Raw genomic sequence first — 16,053 nt, forward strand, 5'->3', positions numbered from 1 at the left:
CCGTACCGGGGCCCTGCTCTCTTGTGCGGGTGGCACAAGAGAGCAGGAGTTGCGACGGGCGAACTCCTGTACTGAGGCGGGGTCGCGCCGGGTTTCGCGGTGATGTAACTTGGCTCATGTATCTCCAGGACTCGACACAGAAGAAAATGCTGGGAATGCAAGGGAGGGAAGACTTGAACGGCAAGGCAAAGGGCGGGCTCGGCGCCGACAGGGTTCTAAGCCTCAAACCGGTAACGCGCAGGGACTTCCTCAAGGTCGGTGGCGCAGGGCTGGCCGGGACGGTCCTGCTTGGCGGTGCGGGGTGCGGCGTGTTCGAGGGGGGCGGCCAGCAAGAGCAGGGGGCCGGTGGCGGCAGCAAGGTATTCAACGACTATTACGAGGGCGACATCGTGGACATCGTCTCCACGACCACCACGGACATTTACTCCTTCTCGATCCTGAACAACGTGATGGAGGGGCTCTACCGTCTCGATAAGAACACAGAGCCCGCGCCGGCCCAGGCCAAGGGCGTCGAGATCAGCGACGACGACATCACCTACACCTTTACGCTCAGGGACAGGCTCCGGTGGTCGAACGGCGATCCCGTCGTGGCGGAGAACTTCAGGTATGCGTGGCTCAGGGCCATGGGTCCCGATACGGCGGGCGACTACTCGTTTATCCTCACGGACTACATAGACGGCGGCGCGGAATTTTTGGCGGGGGACACCGATGAGGGCTCCGTGGGCCTGGAGGCGCCCGACGAGAAGACGTTGGTGGTCACCCTCACCAAACCGGCCCCCTTCTTCCTGGGGCTGACCTCTTTCCCAACCTACCTGCCCCTCAACCAGGAGTTCACCGAGCAGCAGGGCGACCAGTTCGGGCTGAACCCGGACGCTCTGGTCTACAACGGCCCGTTCACGCTCACGGAGTTCAAGCCTTCAAGCCAGGCAGTGCTTCAGAAAAGCCAGGACTACTGGGACAAGGACAACGTGGGCGTTGAGCGGGTGAACGTCAGAATCGTCAAAGAAGACGAGACGGCGCTCAACCTCTACGAGGCGGGAGACCTCGACGTCTTCGCCCTCGCCGGCCAGTACTACAACGAGTTCCAGGACTCGCCGGAGTTCGAATCCTCACCATACTTCTCCACCTTCTACCTCCATTTCAATGCTCAGGACGAGGCGATGGACAACCTCAACATCCGCAAGGCCATCCAGATCGGCTACGACCGCCGGATCGTGGCCGACAGGATCCTGAACGACGGTTCGCGGCCGGCGGTCGGGTTCGCACCGATAGGTATTGCCGGTCCTGGAGGCGAGACCTTCCGCGAGGCGACGGGAGACACCTTGCCTGCTTTCGACGCCGGGGAGGCCAGGCGGCTCTTCGAGCAGGGGTCCGAAGAACTGGGTGGGGCGCCTCCCTTGACCATCCTGGTCAGCGACGACGACACCTCCAAGGACTTCGGCGCCTTCGTGCAGGAGGAGTTGAGCAAAAACCTGGGCGCCGATGTAAAAGTCACGTCGTTGCCCTTCGACGCACTCTACGAGCGTACAAACGACAAGGATTACCAGATCTCGGCCTACTCCTGGATCGGGGACTACAACGACCCGATGACGTTTATGGACCTCTGGCTCTCGGAGTCCGGGTTCAACACCGTCAGCTTCTCGAACGACCGCTACGACGAGCTCATCAGCGGCGCGAAGGCGGAGCCCGACAATGACCGGCGGATGGAGATGATGGCCGAGGCCGAAAAAATACTTCTCGAGGAGAACGCCGCGATAGGCCCTATATCCCACGGTGCCCTCGCGAGGCTCGAGAAACCATACCTCAAGAACTACGTGGCCCACCCCTACGGCGCCGCCGCAGAATACAAGCCCTTGCGCCTCGAAGGCAAGTAGAAGACACCGGTACAGAACCCCGCGAGACAAGAGAAAGGATCTCGCGGGGTCGTCTTTGTCCGGCCGTACGAGCGTCGCAGGGCCTTCGCATTGCAAGATCGTTAAAGTTAGGCTTATACTGCCGCAAGACAAATCTTGATGCCGCACCGAAGAAGTCGTCCGAAGCCGGGGGGATTCGTACACCGATCATACGCTAGTACCTGGCGTTTTTGCGTGCGGCGGGCACCGGGATTAGAGAGGAGAAATCATGACCAGAAAGAAAATGCGGCCCATGATGCCCAGACCGTTGGACCTCGCGAGGTTCAGCCGCCGGGACTTTCTGAAGATGGGCGGGACGGGCCTGGCCGGCGCCGCCTTGCTAGGCACCGCCGGGTGCGGCAGCCTCTTCGGGGGCGGGCAGGGCGGGGGCAACGGCGGCGGGGGCGGTGGTGGCAACTCCATCACCATCAACCTCGGGGACGCCATCAGGGACCTGAACTCCACCACCACCACCGACTCCGTATCCACGGACGTCCTGCTCAACGTCATGGACGGCCTCTACCGGCTGGACGAGAACACCGAGGCGCAGCCGGCTATCGCCGAGGGCGTGGAGATTAGCGACGACCAGCTCAACTACACCTTTACGCTGCGTGACGGCGTGCAGTGGTCCGACGGCTCGCCCGTCACGGCGCAGGACTTCGAGTATGCCTGGTTGCGGGCGCTCGACCCCGAGACGGCGGGCCAGTACGCCTTTATCATCGGCCAATTCGTCGAGGGCGGCACGGAGTTCAACGCCGGCGAGGGTAGCCGGGAGGACGTGGGCATCCGGGCCACCGACGATAAGACGCTCGAGGTTACGCTGGCGGCGCCGGCGCCGTTCTTCCTCGGCCTCACCTCGTTCTTCACCTACCTGCCCCAGAAGCAGAGCTTCGTCGAAGAGCAGAGCGACAACTACGCCCAGGGCGCCGACGGCCTGCTCTACAACGGTCCTTACACCCTGACGGAGTTCAACTCGACAAAGGGCGTGACCTTCGAGAAGAACGACCGCTACTGGAACGCGGACAACGTGGACATCCCGAAGGTCGAGGCCGTGATCGTAACGGAGCAGGACACCATCGTGAATCTCTACGAAGGCGGCGACCTAGACGTGGCCGGCCTCAGCGCGGAGTACGTGGACGAGTACCGGGATTCCCCGGAGTTCAACACGCAGACGTTCTTCGCCACCTTCTACCTCACCTGGAACTACGAGAACGAGATCTTCCAGAACTCGAACATACTCAAGGCCATCCAGATGGGCTTCGACCGGCAGGCCATAGCCGACCAGATCCTCAACAACGGCTCCAAGCCCGCAACCGGGTACGTGCCGGAGGGCATGGCCGCGAACGGCGGGGACGATCAGACCTTCCGCGAGGTGCAGGGCCCGACGGTGCCGGAGTTTAACGCGGATGAAGCGCGCAGGCTCTTCGAACAGGGCGTCGAGGAGCTCGGCCAGGAGCCGGGCGAGATAGAGTTGCTCGTCTACGAGGGCGACCCGGCCGAAGACGTGGCGGCGTTTTTGCAGGAGCAGTTCAGGAAGAACCTCGGGCTGCAGACCCGTATCAAAGTCCAGCCCTTCGACGCCAAGCTCCAGCTCGAAGCCGACGGGGATTTCGAGATGTCCTGGCAGGGTTGGATCGGGGACTACAACGACCCTATGACCTTCCTCGACCTGTACCTCAGCGACTCGTCCTTCAACACCGGCGGCTACCAGAATGACCAGTACGACCAGCTCATCACCGACGCGCAGGCCGAGGCCGACCCCGCCGCTCGCCTGGAGTTGATGCAGGAGGCGGAGAGGCTGCTGGTGGAAGAAGACGCGGCCGTCGCGCCGATCTTCTTCGACGGCGAGGCAGAGCTCATCCGGTCCAACATCAAGAACTACGTGGACCATCCCTACGGCGGCGGTATAGACCTCAGCCTGTGGAGGCTCGAGGGATAACGAGCCGTTGCAGGGATTCGGCATGATGCGTGGAACGGCTCGTTACCAGGGTCGCTCCACGCATCCGCCACGAGTATCGACTGGCCTCATGACTATTCATAGGGAGGCAGCAACGTCATGTTGAGGTATGTGGCGCGACGCCTGGTAATCATGCTCGTCACGCTCTTTGTGATCATCTCCCTTACGTGGTTCATGAGCCAGCTTCTGCCCGGCACGCCATTTGCGGACGAGAAGCTCTCGGACAGCGCCAGGGAGCAACTCTACGCCAAATACGGCCTCGACGATCCGCTGCCGGTCCAGTACTTCTGGTACATGGTGAACGTGTTGCAGGGAGACCTCGGGAACTCCTTCTACTTCGAGAACAGGTCGGTTACGTCCGTGATCATGGACGGGGCGCCCATATCGGGGTTCATCGGGGTTCAGGCGATAGTCTTCGGACTCGTTCCAGGCCTCGTGCTCGGGGTGGTCGCAGCCCTCTGGCACAACAGCATCCTGGACTACACGGCGACGGTGGTGGCGATACTGGGCATCTCCGTGCCGAGCTTCGTGCTCGGCCCGATCATGCAGTACTGGTTCGGCTACAAGTGGGGGTTGCTGCCGATAGCGTTCTTCGAGAGTTGGGCGCACTCGATCATGCCCTCGGCCTGTCTTGCGGTCTTCGTGATCGCGATAGTGGCCCGGTACATCCGGGCCGAGATGCTGGAGGTTTTGGGGCAGGACTACGTCACGCTCGCCAAGGCCAAGGGGCTCTCCAGGGTGGCCGTCGTGATGCGGCACGTGTTGCGCAACTCCCTGATACCACTCGTCACCGTGCTGCTGCCGCTCATGGTGGGGTTGGTGACCGGCTCCATAATCGTCGAGAACATCTTCGCGGTGCCGGGGATCGGGGATCTGTTCGTGCGCTGCATCTTCGTCAACGACTACGCGGTGATCCTGGGTACAACCATCTTCTTCGCGGTGTTCTTTATAGTCGCCTACCTGGTCCAGGACGTCCTTTACGCGATCATCGACCCCCGCATACGGGTCTCTTAGGGGGAGGAGAAGAGCATGGAGACACGCCAAAGGGATCTGACGCCGGACCTGTTCGAGCCGGCCGGCACGGCAGCCAAGGACGCCGAGAAGATCTCCGGTCCCTCGGTAGGGTTCTGGAAAGACTCCTGGATACGGCTGAAGAAGAACAAGGCGGCCGTGGTCTCGCTCGTGGTGATCGTCTTGCTGCTCGTGATGGCTTTTATTCTCGGGCCCCTGATCAGCCCCTACGCCTCCAACGAGCAGGATCTCGGCCGCAGCTACAGAGATCCGACGGGAGGGTTCTGGTTCGGGACGGACAAGTTCGGCCGGGACATGTTCGTTCGCGTGTGGGAGGGGACCAGGGTCTCGCTTTACATCGCGTTCCTGGCCGCCGCGCTCGACATCTTCCTCGGCGTTACCTACGGGGCGGTCTCGGGCCTGTTGGGGGGCAAGACGGACAGCGTCATGCAGCGCGCGATCGAGGTGCTGGTCGGAATACCGAGCCTCGTCGTCGCCATCCTGGTCATGGTGGTTCTCGATCCCGGCATCATCACGCTCAGCATCGCCGTCGGCCTGACCGGCTGGGTGACGATGGCCCGGATCGTGCGCGGTAGGGTGATGCAGCTCAAGGAGCAGGAATTCACCCTCGCCTCGTTGTCGCTCGGGGCGGGCAAGCGCAGGCTCCTTACGAAGCATCTCATCCCCAACGCGCTCGGGCCTATAATCATCACCGTCATGTTTACGGTTCCGAGCGCGATCTTTTACGAGGCGGTCCTGAGCTTTATAGGCCTCGGGATACAGGTGCCGAACGCGTCTCTCGGGTCCCTGATCAGCGACGGCGCCAAAGAGATGCGCTTCCACGCCTACCTGCTGCTGGTCCCGGCCGCCGTCTTCAGCGTGCTGATGCTCACCTTCAACGTCCTGGGCGACGGCCTGCGCGACGCCCTCGACCCGAGGATGAGGAAGTAAATTGGCGACGTTGAACGGCGCGAACGACGCCATCCTGCAGGTAAAGGACCTGCGCATCTCCTTCTCAACCTACGCCGGCGAGGTGCAGGCCGTGAGGGGCGCCTCTTTCGACCTCCGTAGGGGCGAGACGCTGGCGATCGTCGGTGAGTCCGGCTCGGGAAAGTCGGTCGCGGCGAGAAGCATTATGAGGTTGAACCCGCCGGCCAACACCCTGGTTCGGGGGGGCGAGATCCTCTTCGAGGGTGAGGACATCCTCAAGCATTCCGAGAGACGGATGCAGGGCATCAGGGGGCCGAAGATAGCGATGGTCTTCCAGGACCCTATGACCTCCCTCGACCCGACGATGCGGGTCGGACGCCAGATCTCGGAGAGCCTCACCAAGCACCTCGGGATGAAGGGTCGCCGGGCGACGGAGCGCGCGGTGGAGCTTCTGAAGCTGGTCGGCATCCCGAACGCCGAGGAGCGCGTCAAGCAGTACCCGCACCAGTTCTCGGGCGGGATGCGCCAGAGGGTCGTCATAGCCATCGCGCTCTCGTGCGACCCGCAGATACTCATAGCCGACGAGCCGACGACGGCCCTCGACGTCACGATCCAGGCCCAGATCCTGGACCTCATGCGCGAGTTGCAGGACAGGATAGGGACTTCCATCATCCTGATCACGCACGACCTCGGCGTCGTCGCGAGCACGGCCCACCGCGTCGCCGTCATGTACGGCGGCAGGATCGTCGAGACTGGAACGGTCCGCGAGATCTTCTACAACCCCCAGATGCCGTACACCTGGGGCTTGCTGGCCTCGATCCCGCTCCCCAACGCCGACAGGAGCCAGGAGCTCATACCGATCCCCGGCACCCCTCCCAACGCCCTCGACCCGCCGAAGGGCTGCCCGTTCACGGCCCGCTGCCCCTACGCCATGAAGGTCTGCGAGGGTGAGATGCCAGACAAGACCACGTTCTCGAACGAACACTGGGCCGCCTGCTGGCTGCACCACCCGATGGCCCCGAAGGGCGAGCCCCCGGTCCGGGTCAGGGGGCAGCGATGACGGACGGGACCACGAACGGCGGCCCGAACGGGAGCGCGAACGGGCAGGCGCTGCTCCAGGTCAAGGACCTGAAGAAGCACTTCCACGTCGGGCGCGGGGCAATGCTCAAGGCCGTGGACGGGATCTCACTTGAGATAAAGAAAGGCGAGACCTTCGGCCTGGTGGGCGAGTCGGGGTGCGGCAAATCGACCGCCGGGCGGACCCTGATCCGGCTCTACGAGCCATCGGGCGGCCAGATCGTCTACGGCGGCAGGGACATCAGCCAGGCGACGGGCGAAGAGGCGCATTCTCTCAAGCGCAAGATGCAGATGATCTTCCAGGACCCCCAGGCCTCCCTGAACCCGCGCATGGTAGTCGGCGACATCGTCGCCGAGGGCATCGACATCCACGGCCTCGCGGACAGCACGAAAGAGCGCAACGACCGGGTCCAGGAGCTCCTGGAAACGGTCGGCCTGAACCGGGAGCACGCCAACCGCTACCCGCACGAGTTTTCCGGGGGACAGCGCCAGAGGATCGGGATAGCGAGGGCTCTGGCCGTCGACCCCGACTTCATAGTGGCCGACGAGCCGGTCTCCGCCCTCGACGTCTCCATTCAAGCGCAGGTGATCAACCTGATGAAGAAGCTCCAGAGGGAGCGCAACCTCACCTACATGTTTATCTCCCACGACCTCTCGGTGGTGAAGTACATAAGCGACCGCGTGGGCGTCATGTACCTGGGCGTGATGGTCGAGATGGCCCCGAGCGACGAGTTGTACTCGAACCCGGTCCACCCTTACACCCAGGCCCTGCTCTCGGCGGTCCCGGTCCCCGACCCGGACGTGGAGAACGAGCGGGAGCGGATGGTGCTCGAAGGCGACGTACCGAGCCCGGTGAACCCGCCTTCTGGTTGCCGCTTCCGCACCCGCTGCCCCTACGCGACCGAGGCCTGCGCCCACGACGAGCCGGTCTGGCGCGAGGTCAGCCCGGAGCACTGGGTCGCCGCCTGCCACTGCATCGACTGAAATAAAGGTTTCGGGCTACAGGCTTCAGGTTTTGCCGCGGCGAGAGTGGACGTTTCCACATAGCGTTTGACCGTTGTACTGCCGGCGGATTGTCGGGCGTGCGAGTGGTGGCGTTTGGGACGATGCCGGGATTGCGGCGCGTCGCTTACATTTTGGTCGTGACGGACGTATACGGAAAAAGGGTTGACCCAGGTTCGGGCGCCTGCTACGTTGCGCATAGGGAATAGCCGGCCGGTGAGGGTCGGGACGATCGGGAGATTTCGGGGGGAAGATGAAGCTTGTTCGTGTCGGTGTAGTCTTGTTGTTGGCTGGCGTATTGTCCCTGGCCGCGGCCTGTGGCGGCGGTGGGGGGGAGACGCAGTCGAACACGCCTCCCGGTACGCTGGAGGTCGGGTTGGAGGCCGAGCCGCCCGAGTTGGACCCGAACCTCTCCAGTGCCTACGTGGACCGGCAGGTGATGTCCAGCATCTACGACAGGCTCGTCGACATCGACGAGAACGGCGAAATCGTGCCGATGCTCGCCGAGAGCTGGGAGGTCTCCGACGACGGGAAAGAGTACACCTTCAAGCTCCGCCAGGGCGTCGAGTTCCACGACGGCGAACCGTTCGACGCCGAGGCCGTCAAGTTCAACCTGGAGCGCTACCAGAAAGACGACTCCGTAAGGAGCACGGAAATAGAGCCCGTACGGTCGGTCGAGGCCGTTGACGAATCCACGGTGCGGGTCACGCTCGAGAGGCCCTTCGCCCCGTTCCTGGCCGTGCTTACGGACCGTGCCGGGATCATGGTCTCGCCGAAGGCTATCGAAGAGGGCGGGGGACGCGTCTCCAAGAAGCCGGTCGGGACGGGGCCATTCGAGTTCGTGGAGCGGGTGCGCGGGGATCACATCACCGTCAAGAAGAACCCCGACTACTGGAAGGACGGCCAGCCCAAGCTCGACGAGATCGTCTACAACGGCATAGACGACGAGAACGTCCAGTACCAGAACCTGCAGAGCGGCGAGCTCGACATGATCGACTCCATCCCGTTCGTGAACTTCAAGAGCCTCCAGGAGGGCGGCGACTACAAGGTCTCCTCCATCCCGGGCCTCGGCTACCAGGGCTTCTTCCTCAACACCCGCCAGCCCCCCTTCGACAACAAGGCGCTCAGGCAGGCTGTCTATCATCTCGTGGACCGCGACGCCATAGTGAAGGCGGTCTTGCGTAACGTCGGCGGCACGCCGGCGAACTCGCCGTTCTCCAAAGCCTCCTTCGCCTACAGCGAGGAGAGCGACTCCTACCCCGAGCGGGACGTCGCGGAGGCCAAGAGGCTCCTCGAAGAGGGCGGGGAGCCGGGCGGGTTCTCGTTCACCTACAAGACCGACCCCTCGCCCGTAAGCCAGCAGATGGGGCAGGTCATCCAGAACAACCTCAAGCCCGCGGGCATAGACGTCAAGCTGGAGCAGCTCGAGTTCGGGACGCTGCTGGAAGACTCCACCAGCGGTGACTTCGAGGCGCTGCACCTCGGCTGGAGCGGCAGGATCGACCCCGACCTCAACATCTACGACTTCATGACGACCGACGGCGACTTCAACGACTCCGGCTACAGCAACCCGGAGGTGGACGATCTGCTCAACGAGGCGCGCACGACGAGCGACGAGGCCAGGCGCAAGGAGCTGTACACACAGACCATGGAGATCCTGCACGAGGACGTCCCGTACGTCTACCTCTACCACTCCAACACGACGACGGACTTCGCCATGCAGTCGAACGTCAAGGGCTTCACGGCCTACCCCGACGGGATCTTGCGGCTCGCGAACGTGAGCAAGCAGCAGTAGGGGAGGAGGGGCGTGGCGTTCCTGGTCAGGCGGTTGCTGTTGACGTTGCCGATCCTGTTCATCGTCAGCGTCATCTGCTTTTCCATGATCAACCTCATACCGGGCGACCCGGCGACGGTGATCTTGGGCCCCGAGGCCACGGAGCAGGCCAAGGAGCAGATGCGCAACCGCCTGAACTTGAACGACCCCATAGCGTCCCAGTACCTCGACTGGCTCGGCGGCGTCCTCCGCGGTGACCTCGGCGAGTCCCTTATAGACGATGAGCCGGTCTCGGGCATCATCCTCCAGCGGTTGCCCGTGACGATAGAGCTTGCCCTGGGCACCTTCCTGGTCAGCCTGACGATAGCCGTGGTCGCCGGCATCCTCTCCGCGAGCCGGCGGGGGACGTGGGTGGATTACGTGAGCACGGGTGTCGCCCTCGGCGGGATTTCCATCCCTCACTTCTGGCTCGGGATGATGTTCATAATAATCTTCGCGGTGAGCCTCGGGTGGCTGCCGGCCTCGGGCTACGAGCCGTTCTTCGAGGACCCCGTCGCCAACATAACGGCCATGATCCTGCCCGTCTTCGCCACCGGCCTGCGCGAGTCGGCGGAGCTTACCCGAATGCTCAGGAGCAGTTTGCTGGAGGAGCTCGGCTCCGACTACGTCAGGACGGCATTCTCCAAGGGACTCAGCAGGCGGGTCGTTGTGATGCGGCACGCCGTCAGGAACGCCCTGGTGCCGTTCGTGACGGCGAGCGGGCTCCAGATCGCGGGCCTCCTGGGAGGGTTGGTGGTTACCGAGACGGTCTTCCAACTCCCCGGTCTCGGGCGGCTGGTCGTGGACTCGATAGAGCAGCGGGACTTCACTACCGTGCAAGGGGCCGTGCTGACCATCACCCTGATAGTGGTCCTCGTAAACGTGCTGGTCGACACGCTCTACGCGTTCATAGACCCGCGCATCTCCGCGGGCAGCAGGGGCTAGAGGATGAGCGAAGCCGTCACCGCAGAGGGTTCCCAGACGCAGGCCATCCAGCCGCGCGAGAGGCGGCTGGCGGGTTTCTGGCGGCGGTTCAAGCGCAACAAGCTGGCCGTCGTAGGTCTCGTCATCGTCGCGATCATGCTGCTCACGGCCCTCCTGGCACCCGTCATAGCGCCGTCCGACCCGCAGGCCCAGGACTACGGGCTCACGCTGCAGCCGCCGGGGGTGGGCGGGCTGATGGGGACGGATTCTCTGGGGGGCGACGTGTTCTCCAGGGTGGTTTTCGGGGCCAGGATCTCGCTTTACTCGTCCCTGATCTCCGTCGGCATAGCCCTTCTGATCGGCGTCCCGGTGGGTCTTACGAGCGGGTACTTTCGCGGGATCTGGGACGAGTGGATAGTGATGCGCGTCGTCGACAGCCTCCAGGCATTCCCGTTTCTGATCCTGGCGCTCGTAATAGCCGCGATCCTGGGCGGCGGCCTCGGCTACGCGATGATCGCCATCGGCATAGGCTTCGTCCCCGCGTTCGTAAGGATCACGCGCGCCCAGGTCCTCACGGTCCGCTCCCTGGACTACGTGGACGCCGCCCGCGCCATAGGCACCGGCCACTTGGGCATCATGCTCCGCCACGTCCTCCCGAACTCCCTGCCCCCCTTGCTGGTCCAGACTACCCTGGCCGTCGGTTACGCCATCATCGCCGAGGCCACCCTTTCTTTTCTGGGGCTCGGGGCGGAGCCGGGCCAGCCGAGCTGGGGCTCGATGCTCTTCCAGGCCCAGTCCTACCTGACGACCGCCTGGTGGATGGCGTTCTTCCCTGGCATGGCGATCTTCTTCGCCGTTCTCGGCTTCAACCTTCTCGGCGACGGCGTCCGCGAGGCCCTCGATCCCAGAACCTACGACTAGAGAGCGAGCCCGTCTTTGAGAGAGATAGTCGCCACCTTCTCCATCGCCGCCTTCGACCCCGAGACCGACTCTTTAGGCGTGGCCGTCCAGTCCAAGTTCCTCGCCGTCGGCTCGGTCGTGCCGTGGGCGCGGGCGGGCGTGGGCGCCGTCGCGACCCAGGCGATGGCCAACTTCAACTACGGCCCACGGGGCCTGGACCTCATGGCCGAAGGAAAGACCGCCGAAGAGACCGTCGAGGCCCTGACCTCGGCGGACGAGGACCGCGGGCACCGGCAAGTGGGCGTCGTCGATGCGAGAGGTCGGAGCGCCACGTACACGGGCTCCGAGTGCTTCGACTGGGCGGGGGGCGTTACGGGGGAGCATTACGCCGCGCAGGGGAACATCCTCGTCGGGCGGGAGACGGTCGAGGCGATGGCGCGGGCCTACGAGGGGACCGGGGGGACCTCGCCTCGCGGCTGCTGGCCGCGCTCGCGGCGGGGCAGGAGGCGGGGGGCGATTCGCGGGGAAGCAGTCCGCGGCGTTGCTGGTCGTGCGCGAGGGCGGCGGGTACGGCGGGGATAACGACAGGGCGATAGACCTGCGGGTGGACGACCACCCCGAGCCGGTTGCGGAGCTGGCGCGCATCCGGGACCTCCACACCCTGTACTTCGGGGAGACGGGGCCAGGGGACGTAGTCGCGATAGACGGGAGCGTGCGCGGGCAGGTCGTCGCCTCGCTGCGGAGCCTGGGGTACCTGCGGGAAGAGGACCCGGACGATGAGGATCTTTTCAGGGCCCTTGCGGCCTTTATCGGTACGGAGAACTTCGAGGAGCGGGAGCAGGCGCGGGGGTACGTGGACCGGGCCGTGCTGGAGTTTATGAGGGGGAAGGGGTGAGCTGGATGCGCTGGCCGGGACGCCGCCGCTGCTGTAGTCTTCGCGGGAGTCGTGGGGTTCGTCCGGGAGAGGAGGCGTAGTCCGGTGGCGATGCTGGAGGTGAACAACCTCAAGACGCACTTTTCGACCCAGGACGGGGTCGTCAAGGCCGTGGACGGGGTCTCGTACTCGCTGGAGCCCGGAGAGACCCTGGGGATAGTGGGGGAGTCCGGGAGCGGCAAGAGCGTGACGGCGCTCTCGGTCATGCAGCTAAACCCCAAGCCGCCCGCCTCGTACCCGGAGGGTGAGATCCTCTTCGAGGGCCAGGACCTCCTCAAGGTGCCCGAGAAGAGGATGCAAGAGATCCGGGGCAACGACATAGCCATGATCTTCCAGGACCCCATGACGAGCCTCAACCCGGTCTTTACCGTCGGAAACCAGATCCGGGAGGCCATCCGCATCCACCAGGACGTCTCGAAGTCCGAGGCGTCCGAGAAGACCGTCCAGGTTCTGAAAGACGTAGGGATAGCCAACCCCGAGCGCAGGGCGAAAGAGTACCCGCACCAGTTCTCCGGCGGGATGCGCCAGCGGGCCATGATCGCGATGGCGCTCTCGTGCAACCCGAAGGTCCTCATAGCCGACGAGCCTACGACGGCGCTCGACGTGACGATCCAGGCCCAGATCCTGGAGCTGATGGTGGACTTGCAGGAGAAGTACGGCACCGCGATCGTCATGATCACGCACGACCTCGGAGTCGTCTCCCAGATAGCCGACAAGGTGATGGTCATGTACGCGGGCCGCGCCGTCGAGCAGGCGACCACCGACGACGTCTTCTACGACCCGCTGATGCCGTACTCGTGGAGCCTGCTTCGGAGCCTGCCGCGCCTCGACACCGCTGGCGAGGTGAGGCTGCTCCCGATAGAGGGTACGCCGCCGTCCCTGATCTTCCTCCCCGACGGCTGCAACTTCCACCCCCGCTGCCCGTTCGCCAAGGACGAGTGCCGCACGGTGGACCCCGCGCTAGAAGAGAAGAAGCCGGGCCACGAGGCGGCGTGCATCCTCTCTGTGGAGGAGATAGAAGCGAGCAAGAGCCGCGTGGACCAGGAGCTGGGGGTCGGGGGATGACCGAGGCCGTGGCCACGAACGGGAGCCCGAACGGTCGTCCCGCCGAGAACCTGCTGGAGATGCGGAACCTGAAGATGCACTTCCCGATCAAGGCGGGCGTCTTGAGGCGGACGGTGGGCCACGTCAAGGCGGTCGACGGGGTCGACCTCGCCATCCGCAAGGGCGAGACTTTGGGCCTCGTCGGCGAGTCCGGCTGCGGCAAGAGCACGCTCGCCCGCCTCGTCCTGCGCCTGCTCGAACCGACTGAGGGCGAGGTCCTGTTCGACGGCGAGAACATCCTCGGCTTCGACCGCAAGCGGATGCTCGGCGTCAGGCGCAACATGCAGATCATCTTCCAGGACCCCTACGCCTCCCTGAACCCCCGCATGTCCGTGGGCAACATCATCGCCGAGCCCCTGAAAACGCACGACGTCGGCGATGGCCCCGGGCGCAAGAAACGGGTGCAGGAACTCCTCGAGGTCGTCGGCCTCAGCCCCGAGCACTACAACCGCTACCCGCACGAGTTCTCGGGCGGCCAGCGCCAGAGGATCGGGGTCGCCAGGGCCATAGCGCTGAACCCGCGCCTCATAATCTGCGACGAGCCGGTGAGCGCGCTTGACGTCTCGATCCAGGCCCAGGTCGTGAACCTGCTCCAGGACCTCCAGAAAGAGTTCGACCTCACCTACGTCTTCATAGCCCACGACCTCTCCGTCGTGAAGCACATCTCGGATCGGGTCGCGGTCATGTACCTCGGCAAGATCGTGGAGGTCGCCGACCGCAAGGACCTCTACGACCACCCCCGCCACCCCTACACCGCCTCGCTCCTCTCGGCGATCCCGGTCCCGGACCCCCGCAAGGAGCGCGAGCGCAGGCGCGTGGTCCTGACCGGCGACGTGCCGAGTCCCGCCAACCCGCCTTCGGGCTGCCACTTCCACACCCGCTGCCCCCGCGCCCAGGACTACTGCAAACAGAACGAGCCGCCCCTGGAGCCCCAGGAGAGCGAAGACCACCGCGCCGCCTGCTTCTTCCCCGTAAAAGAGGGGCAGAGGATAGACGATGCAGCCACGAGCACGCCATACCGCGTCGAATAGCTGTCAGCTTTTAGCAATCAGCCGTCAGCTTCTCGGAGGACGGCGAAAGATTCTGTCGTCCGGAGAAAAGCTTCTTGCCGGAGGTACTTCGGATCTTGTTCCCGTAGCGGTCGCGCTTTGCGCGGCGTGGCTGAGGGCTGAGGGCTGATTGCTGACGGCTTGCTAGTACAATCTTTGCGTGTTCGGGAGCTTTGATAAGGCTGGCAGGCGTGGCGGCGGGGCGTGGCGCCTGCTTGCGTTCGCCGTGGTTCTGGTCGCCACGGCGGCGGGGGCGTTTTACGTGGGGCGGTCCCAGAGCCCGGCTTCTCTGCAGGAGCGGGACCGGGAGAGCCTCGAGTTGTACGCCGAGGCGCTGGACGTCGTCAGGGACGATTACGTGGACCAGGGGGCCCTTGACCCAGAGAAGCAGACGCGCGGGGCCATAGAGGGGATGCTCGACACTTTGGGCGACAAGGGGCACACGCGCTTTCTGACCCCGGAGGAGCGCAAACAGAACCAGGCCGGGCTCTCCGGGACCTACGTCGGCATCGGGGTGCAGCTGGAGATGCGCGGGGACGACGTCGTCATCTCGGCGCCGATAGAAGGGTCTCCCGCGGAGGAGGCCGGGGTCGAGTCGGGGGACGTGGTGGTCGGCGTGGACGGCGAGGGCGTGCGGGGTGAGGAGATCTCCGGGATCGTCTCGAAGGTCAAGGGGCCCGAAGGAACGAGGGTCGAGCTGACGGTCTCGCGGGACGGCGAAGAGCGGGTCTTCGACCTGCGGCGCGAGGAGATAGACTCGCCCGTGGTCTCCTGGGCGCGCATTCAGGGCACGGACGTGGCCCACGTCCTCCTCTCTTCTTTCTCCAACGACGCCGCCGAAGAGCTGCGGGACGCCTTCGGTGAGGCGAAGGCCGCCGGCGCCGAGCGGTTCGTGCTGGATCTCCGGGACAACCCCGGAGGGAGGCTGGACCAGGCGGTCGAGGTCGCCGGCTTCTTCCTCGAACCCGGCAGCGTCGCCTACGTCCGCAAGGACGCCTCCGACGGGCGCGAGGAGGTAGAGGTCGAGGGGGAGCCCGGCCTGACCGACGCGCCGCTGGTGGTGCTCGTAAACGAGGGTTCGGCTTCGAGCTCCGAGATCGTGGCCGGCGCTTTGCGGGACAACGACCGCGCCACCGTCGTCGGGCAGACTACCTTCGGAACGGGGACCGTCCTCTCCGAGTTCGAGCTGGACGACGGCTCTTCCATCCTGCTCGGCGTCGCCGAGTGGCTCACGCCTGACGGCGACTTTATCCGGGAGACCGGCATAGAGCCCGACGTGACGGTCCCGCCGGAGAAAGGGGACGAGGCCGTCTCGCCCAGCGACTTGAGGAACTTGTCCAGGGAAGAGGCCTTCGAGAGGGACGCGCAGCTACGCGCCGCTTTCGAGCAGATGCCTGATCAGTAGCCCCGTTCACTTAAAGAAACGCGCCCGTATCCGATGCTCTCGGGCGAGATCGACT

Annotated in this window: 12 protein-coding genes and 1 pseudogene; all 13 read left to right on the forward strand. The window is 64.6% G+C overall.

Annotated elements, in window-relative coordinates; translation table 11 throughout:
* The first annotated feature begins 173 nt into the window (after positions 1-173).
* Positions 174-1,874, forward strand: a complete 1,701-nt coding sequence (locus tag GBA63_RS06730) for an ABC transporter substrate-binding protein (RefSeq protein WP_166174631.1) — start codon at positions 174-176, stop codon at positions 1,872-1,874.
* Positions 1,875-2,121: 247 nt separating this feature from the next.
* On the forward strand, positions 2,122-3,831 hold the full coding sequence (locus tag GBA63_RS06735) for an ABC transporter substrate-binding protein (RefSeq protein WP_166174633.1): 1,710 nt from the start codon (positions 2,122-2,124) through the stop codon (positions 3,829-3,831).
* A 117-nt stretch (positions 3,832-3,948) separates the two neighbouring features.
* Complete coding sequence (locus tag GBA63_RS06740; protein WP_166174635.1) at positions 3,949-4,863, forward strand: ABC transporter permease; 915 nt, start codon at positions 3,949-3,951, stop codon at positions 4,861-4,863.
* A 15-nt stretch (positions 4,864-4,878) separates the two neighbouring features.
* Positions 4,879-5,811 (forward strand): ABC transporter permease, encoded by a 933-nt coding sequence (locus tag GBA63_RS06745; RefSeq protein WP_166174637.1) that lies wholly within the window; start codon positions 4,879-4,881, stop codon positions 5,809-5,811.
* A 10-nt stretch (positions 5,812-5,821) separates the two neighbouring features.
* Positions 5,822-6,850, forward strand: coding sequence for an ABC transporter ATP-binding protein (locus GBA63_RS06750; protein ID WP_228282489.1), 1,029 nt, complete (start codon positions 5,822-5,824; stop codon positions 6,848-6,850).
* On the forward strand, positions 6,847-7,851 hold the full coding sequence (locus tag GBA63_RS06755) for an ABC transporter ATP-binding protein (protein WP_166174641.1): 1,005 nt from the start codon (positions 6,847-6,849) through the stop codon (positions 7,849-7,851). Before GBA63_RS06750 ends, GBA63_RS06755 begins: the two co-directional genes overlap by 4 nt.
* Before the next feature lie 271 nt (positions 7,852-8,122).
* Positions 8,123-9,664, forward strand: coding sequence for an ABC transporter substrate-binding protein (locus GBA63_RS06760; protein WP_166174643.1), 1,542 nt, complete (start codon positions 8,123-8,125; stop codon positions 9,662-9,664).
* 12 nt (positions 9,665-9,676) lie between these two features.
* Entirely contained in the window at positions 9,677-10,627 is a 951-nt protein-coding gene (locus tag GBA63_RS06765) for an ABC transporter permease (RefSeq protein WP_166174645.1), read from the forward strand.
* Positions 10,628-10,630: 3 nt separating this feature from the next.
* On the forward strand, positions 10,631-11,527 hold the full coding sequence (locus GBA63_RS06770; RefSeq protein ID WP_166174647.1) for an ABC transporter permease: 897 nt from the start codon (positions 10,631-10,633) through the stop codon (positions 11,525-11,527).
* A 15-nt stretch (positions 11,528-11,542) separates the two neighbouring features.
* Positions 11,543-12,401, forward strand: a pseudogene (locus GBA63_RS23925) (DUF1028 domain-containing protein).
* Positions 12,402-12,491: 90 nt separating this feature from the next.
* Entirely contained in the window at positions 12,492-13,505 is a 1,014-nt protein-coding gene (locus GBA63_RS06780; protein ID WP_166179892.1) for an ABC transporter ATP-binding protein, read from the forward strand.
* A complete protein-coding gene (locus tag GBA63_RS06785) occupies positions 13,502-14,575 on the forward strand; it encodes an ABC transporter ATP-binding protein (protein ID WP_166174649.1) in 1,074 nt (357 codons plus the stop codon). Before GBA63_RS06780 ends, GBA63_RS06785 begins: the two co-directional genes overlap by 4 nt.
* Before the next feature lie 178 nt (positions 14,576-14,753).
* Positions 14,754-15,998: a S41 family peptidase gene (locus tag GBA63_RS06790; protein WP_166174651.1), complete on the forward strand. Its 1,245-nt coding sequence runs from the start codon at positions 14,754-14,756 to the stop codon at positions 15,996-15,998.
* The last annotated feature ends 55 nt before the right edge of the window (positions 15,999-16,053 follow it).

Source organism: Rubrobacter tropicus (assembly GCF_011492945.1).
Classification (GTDB): domain Bacteria; phylum Actinomycetota; class Rubrobacteria; order Rubrobacterales; family Rubrobacteraceae; genus Rubrobacter_D; species Rubrobacter_D tropicus.

What these genes read in the sequence shown, in the direction of transcription:
- GBA63_RS06735 (WP_166174633.1), top strand. Translation starts at nt 2,122, where the DNA reads ATGACCAGAAAGAAAATGCGGCCCATGATGCCCAGACCGTTGGACCTC.
- GBA63_RS06740 (WP_166174635.1), top strand. Translation starts at nt 3,949, where the DNA reads ATGTTGAGGTATGTGGCGCGACGCCTGGTAATCATGCTCGTCACGCTC.
- GBA63_RS06745 (WP_166174637.1), top strand. Translation starts at nt 4,879, where the DNA reads ATGGAGACACGCCAAAGGGATCTGACGCCGGACCTGTTCGAGCCGGCC.
- GBA63_RS06755 (WP_166174641.1), top strand. Translation starts at nt 6,847, where the DNA reads ATGACGGACGGGACCACGAACGGCGGCCCGAACGGGAGCGCGAACGGG.
- GBA63_RS06760 (WP_166174643.1), top strand. Translation starts at nt 8,123, where the DNA reads ATGAAGCTTGTTCGTGTCGGTGTAGTCTTGTTGTTGGCTGGCGTATTG.
- GBA63_RS06770 (WP_166174647.1), top strand. Translation starts at nt 10,631, where the DNA reads ATGAGCGAAGCCGTCACCGCAGAGGGTTCCCAGACGCAGGCCATCCAG.
- GBA63_RS06780 (WP_166179892.1), top strand. Translation starts at nt 12,492, where the DNA reads ATGCTGGAGGTGAACAACCTCAAGACGCACTTTTCGACCCAGGACGGG.
- GBA63_RS06785 (WP_166174649.1), top strand. Translation starts at nt 13,502, where the DNA reads ATGACCGAGGCCGTGGCCACGAACGGGAGCCCGAACGGTCGTCCCGCC.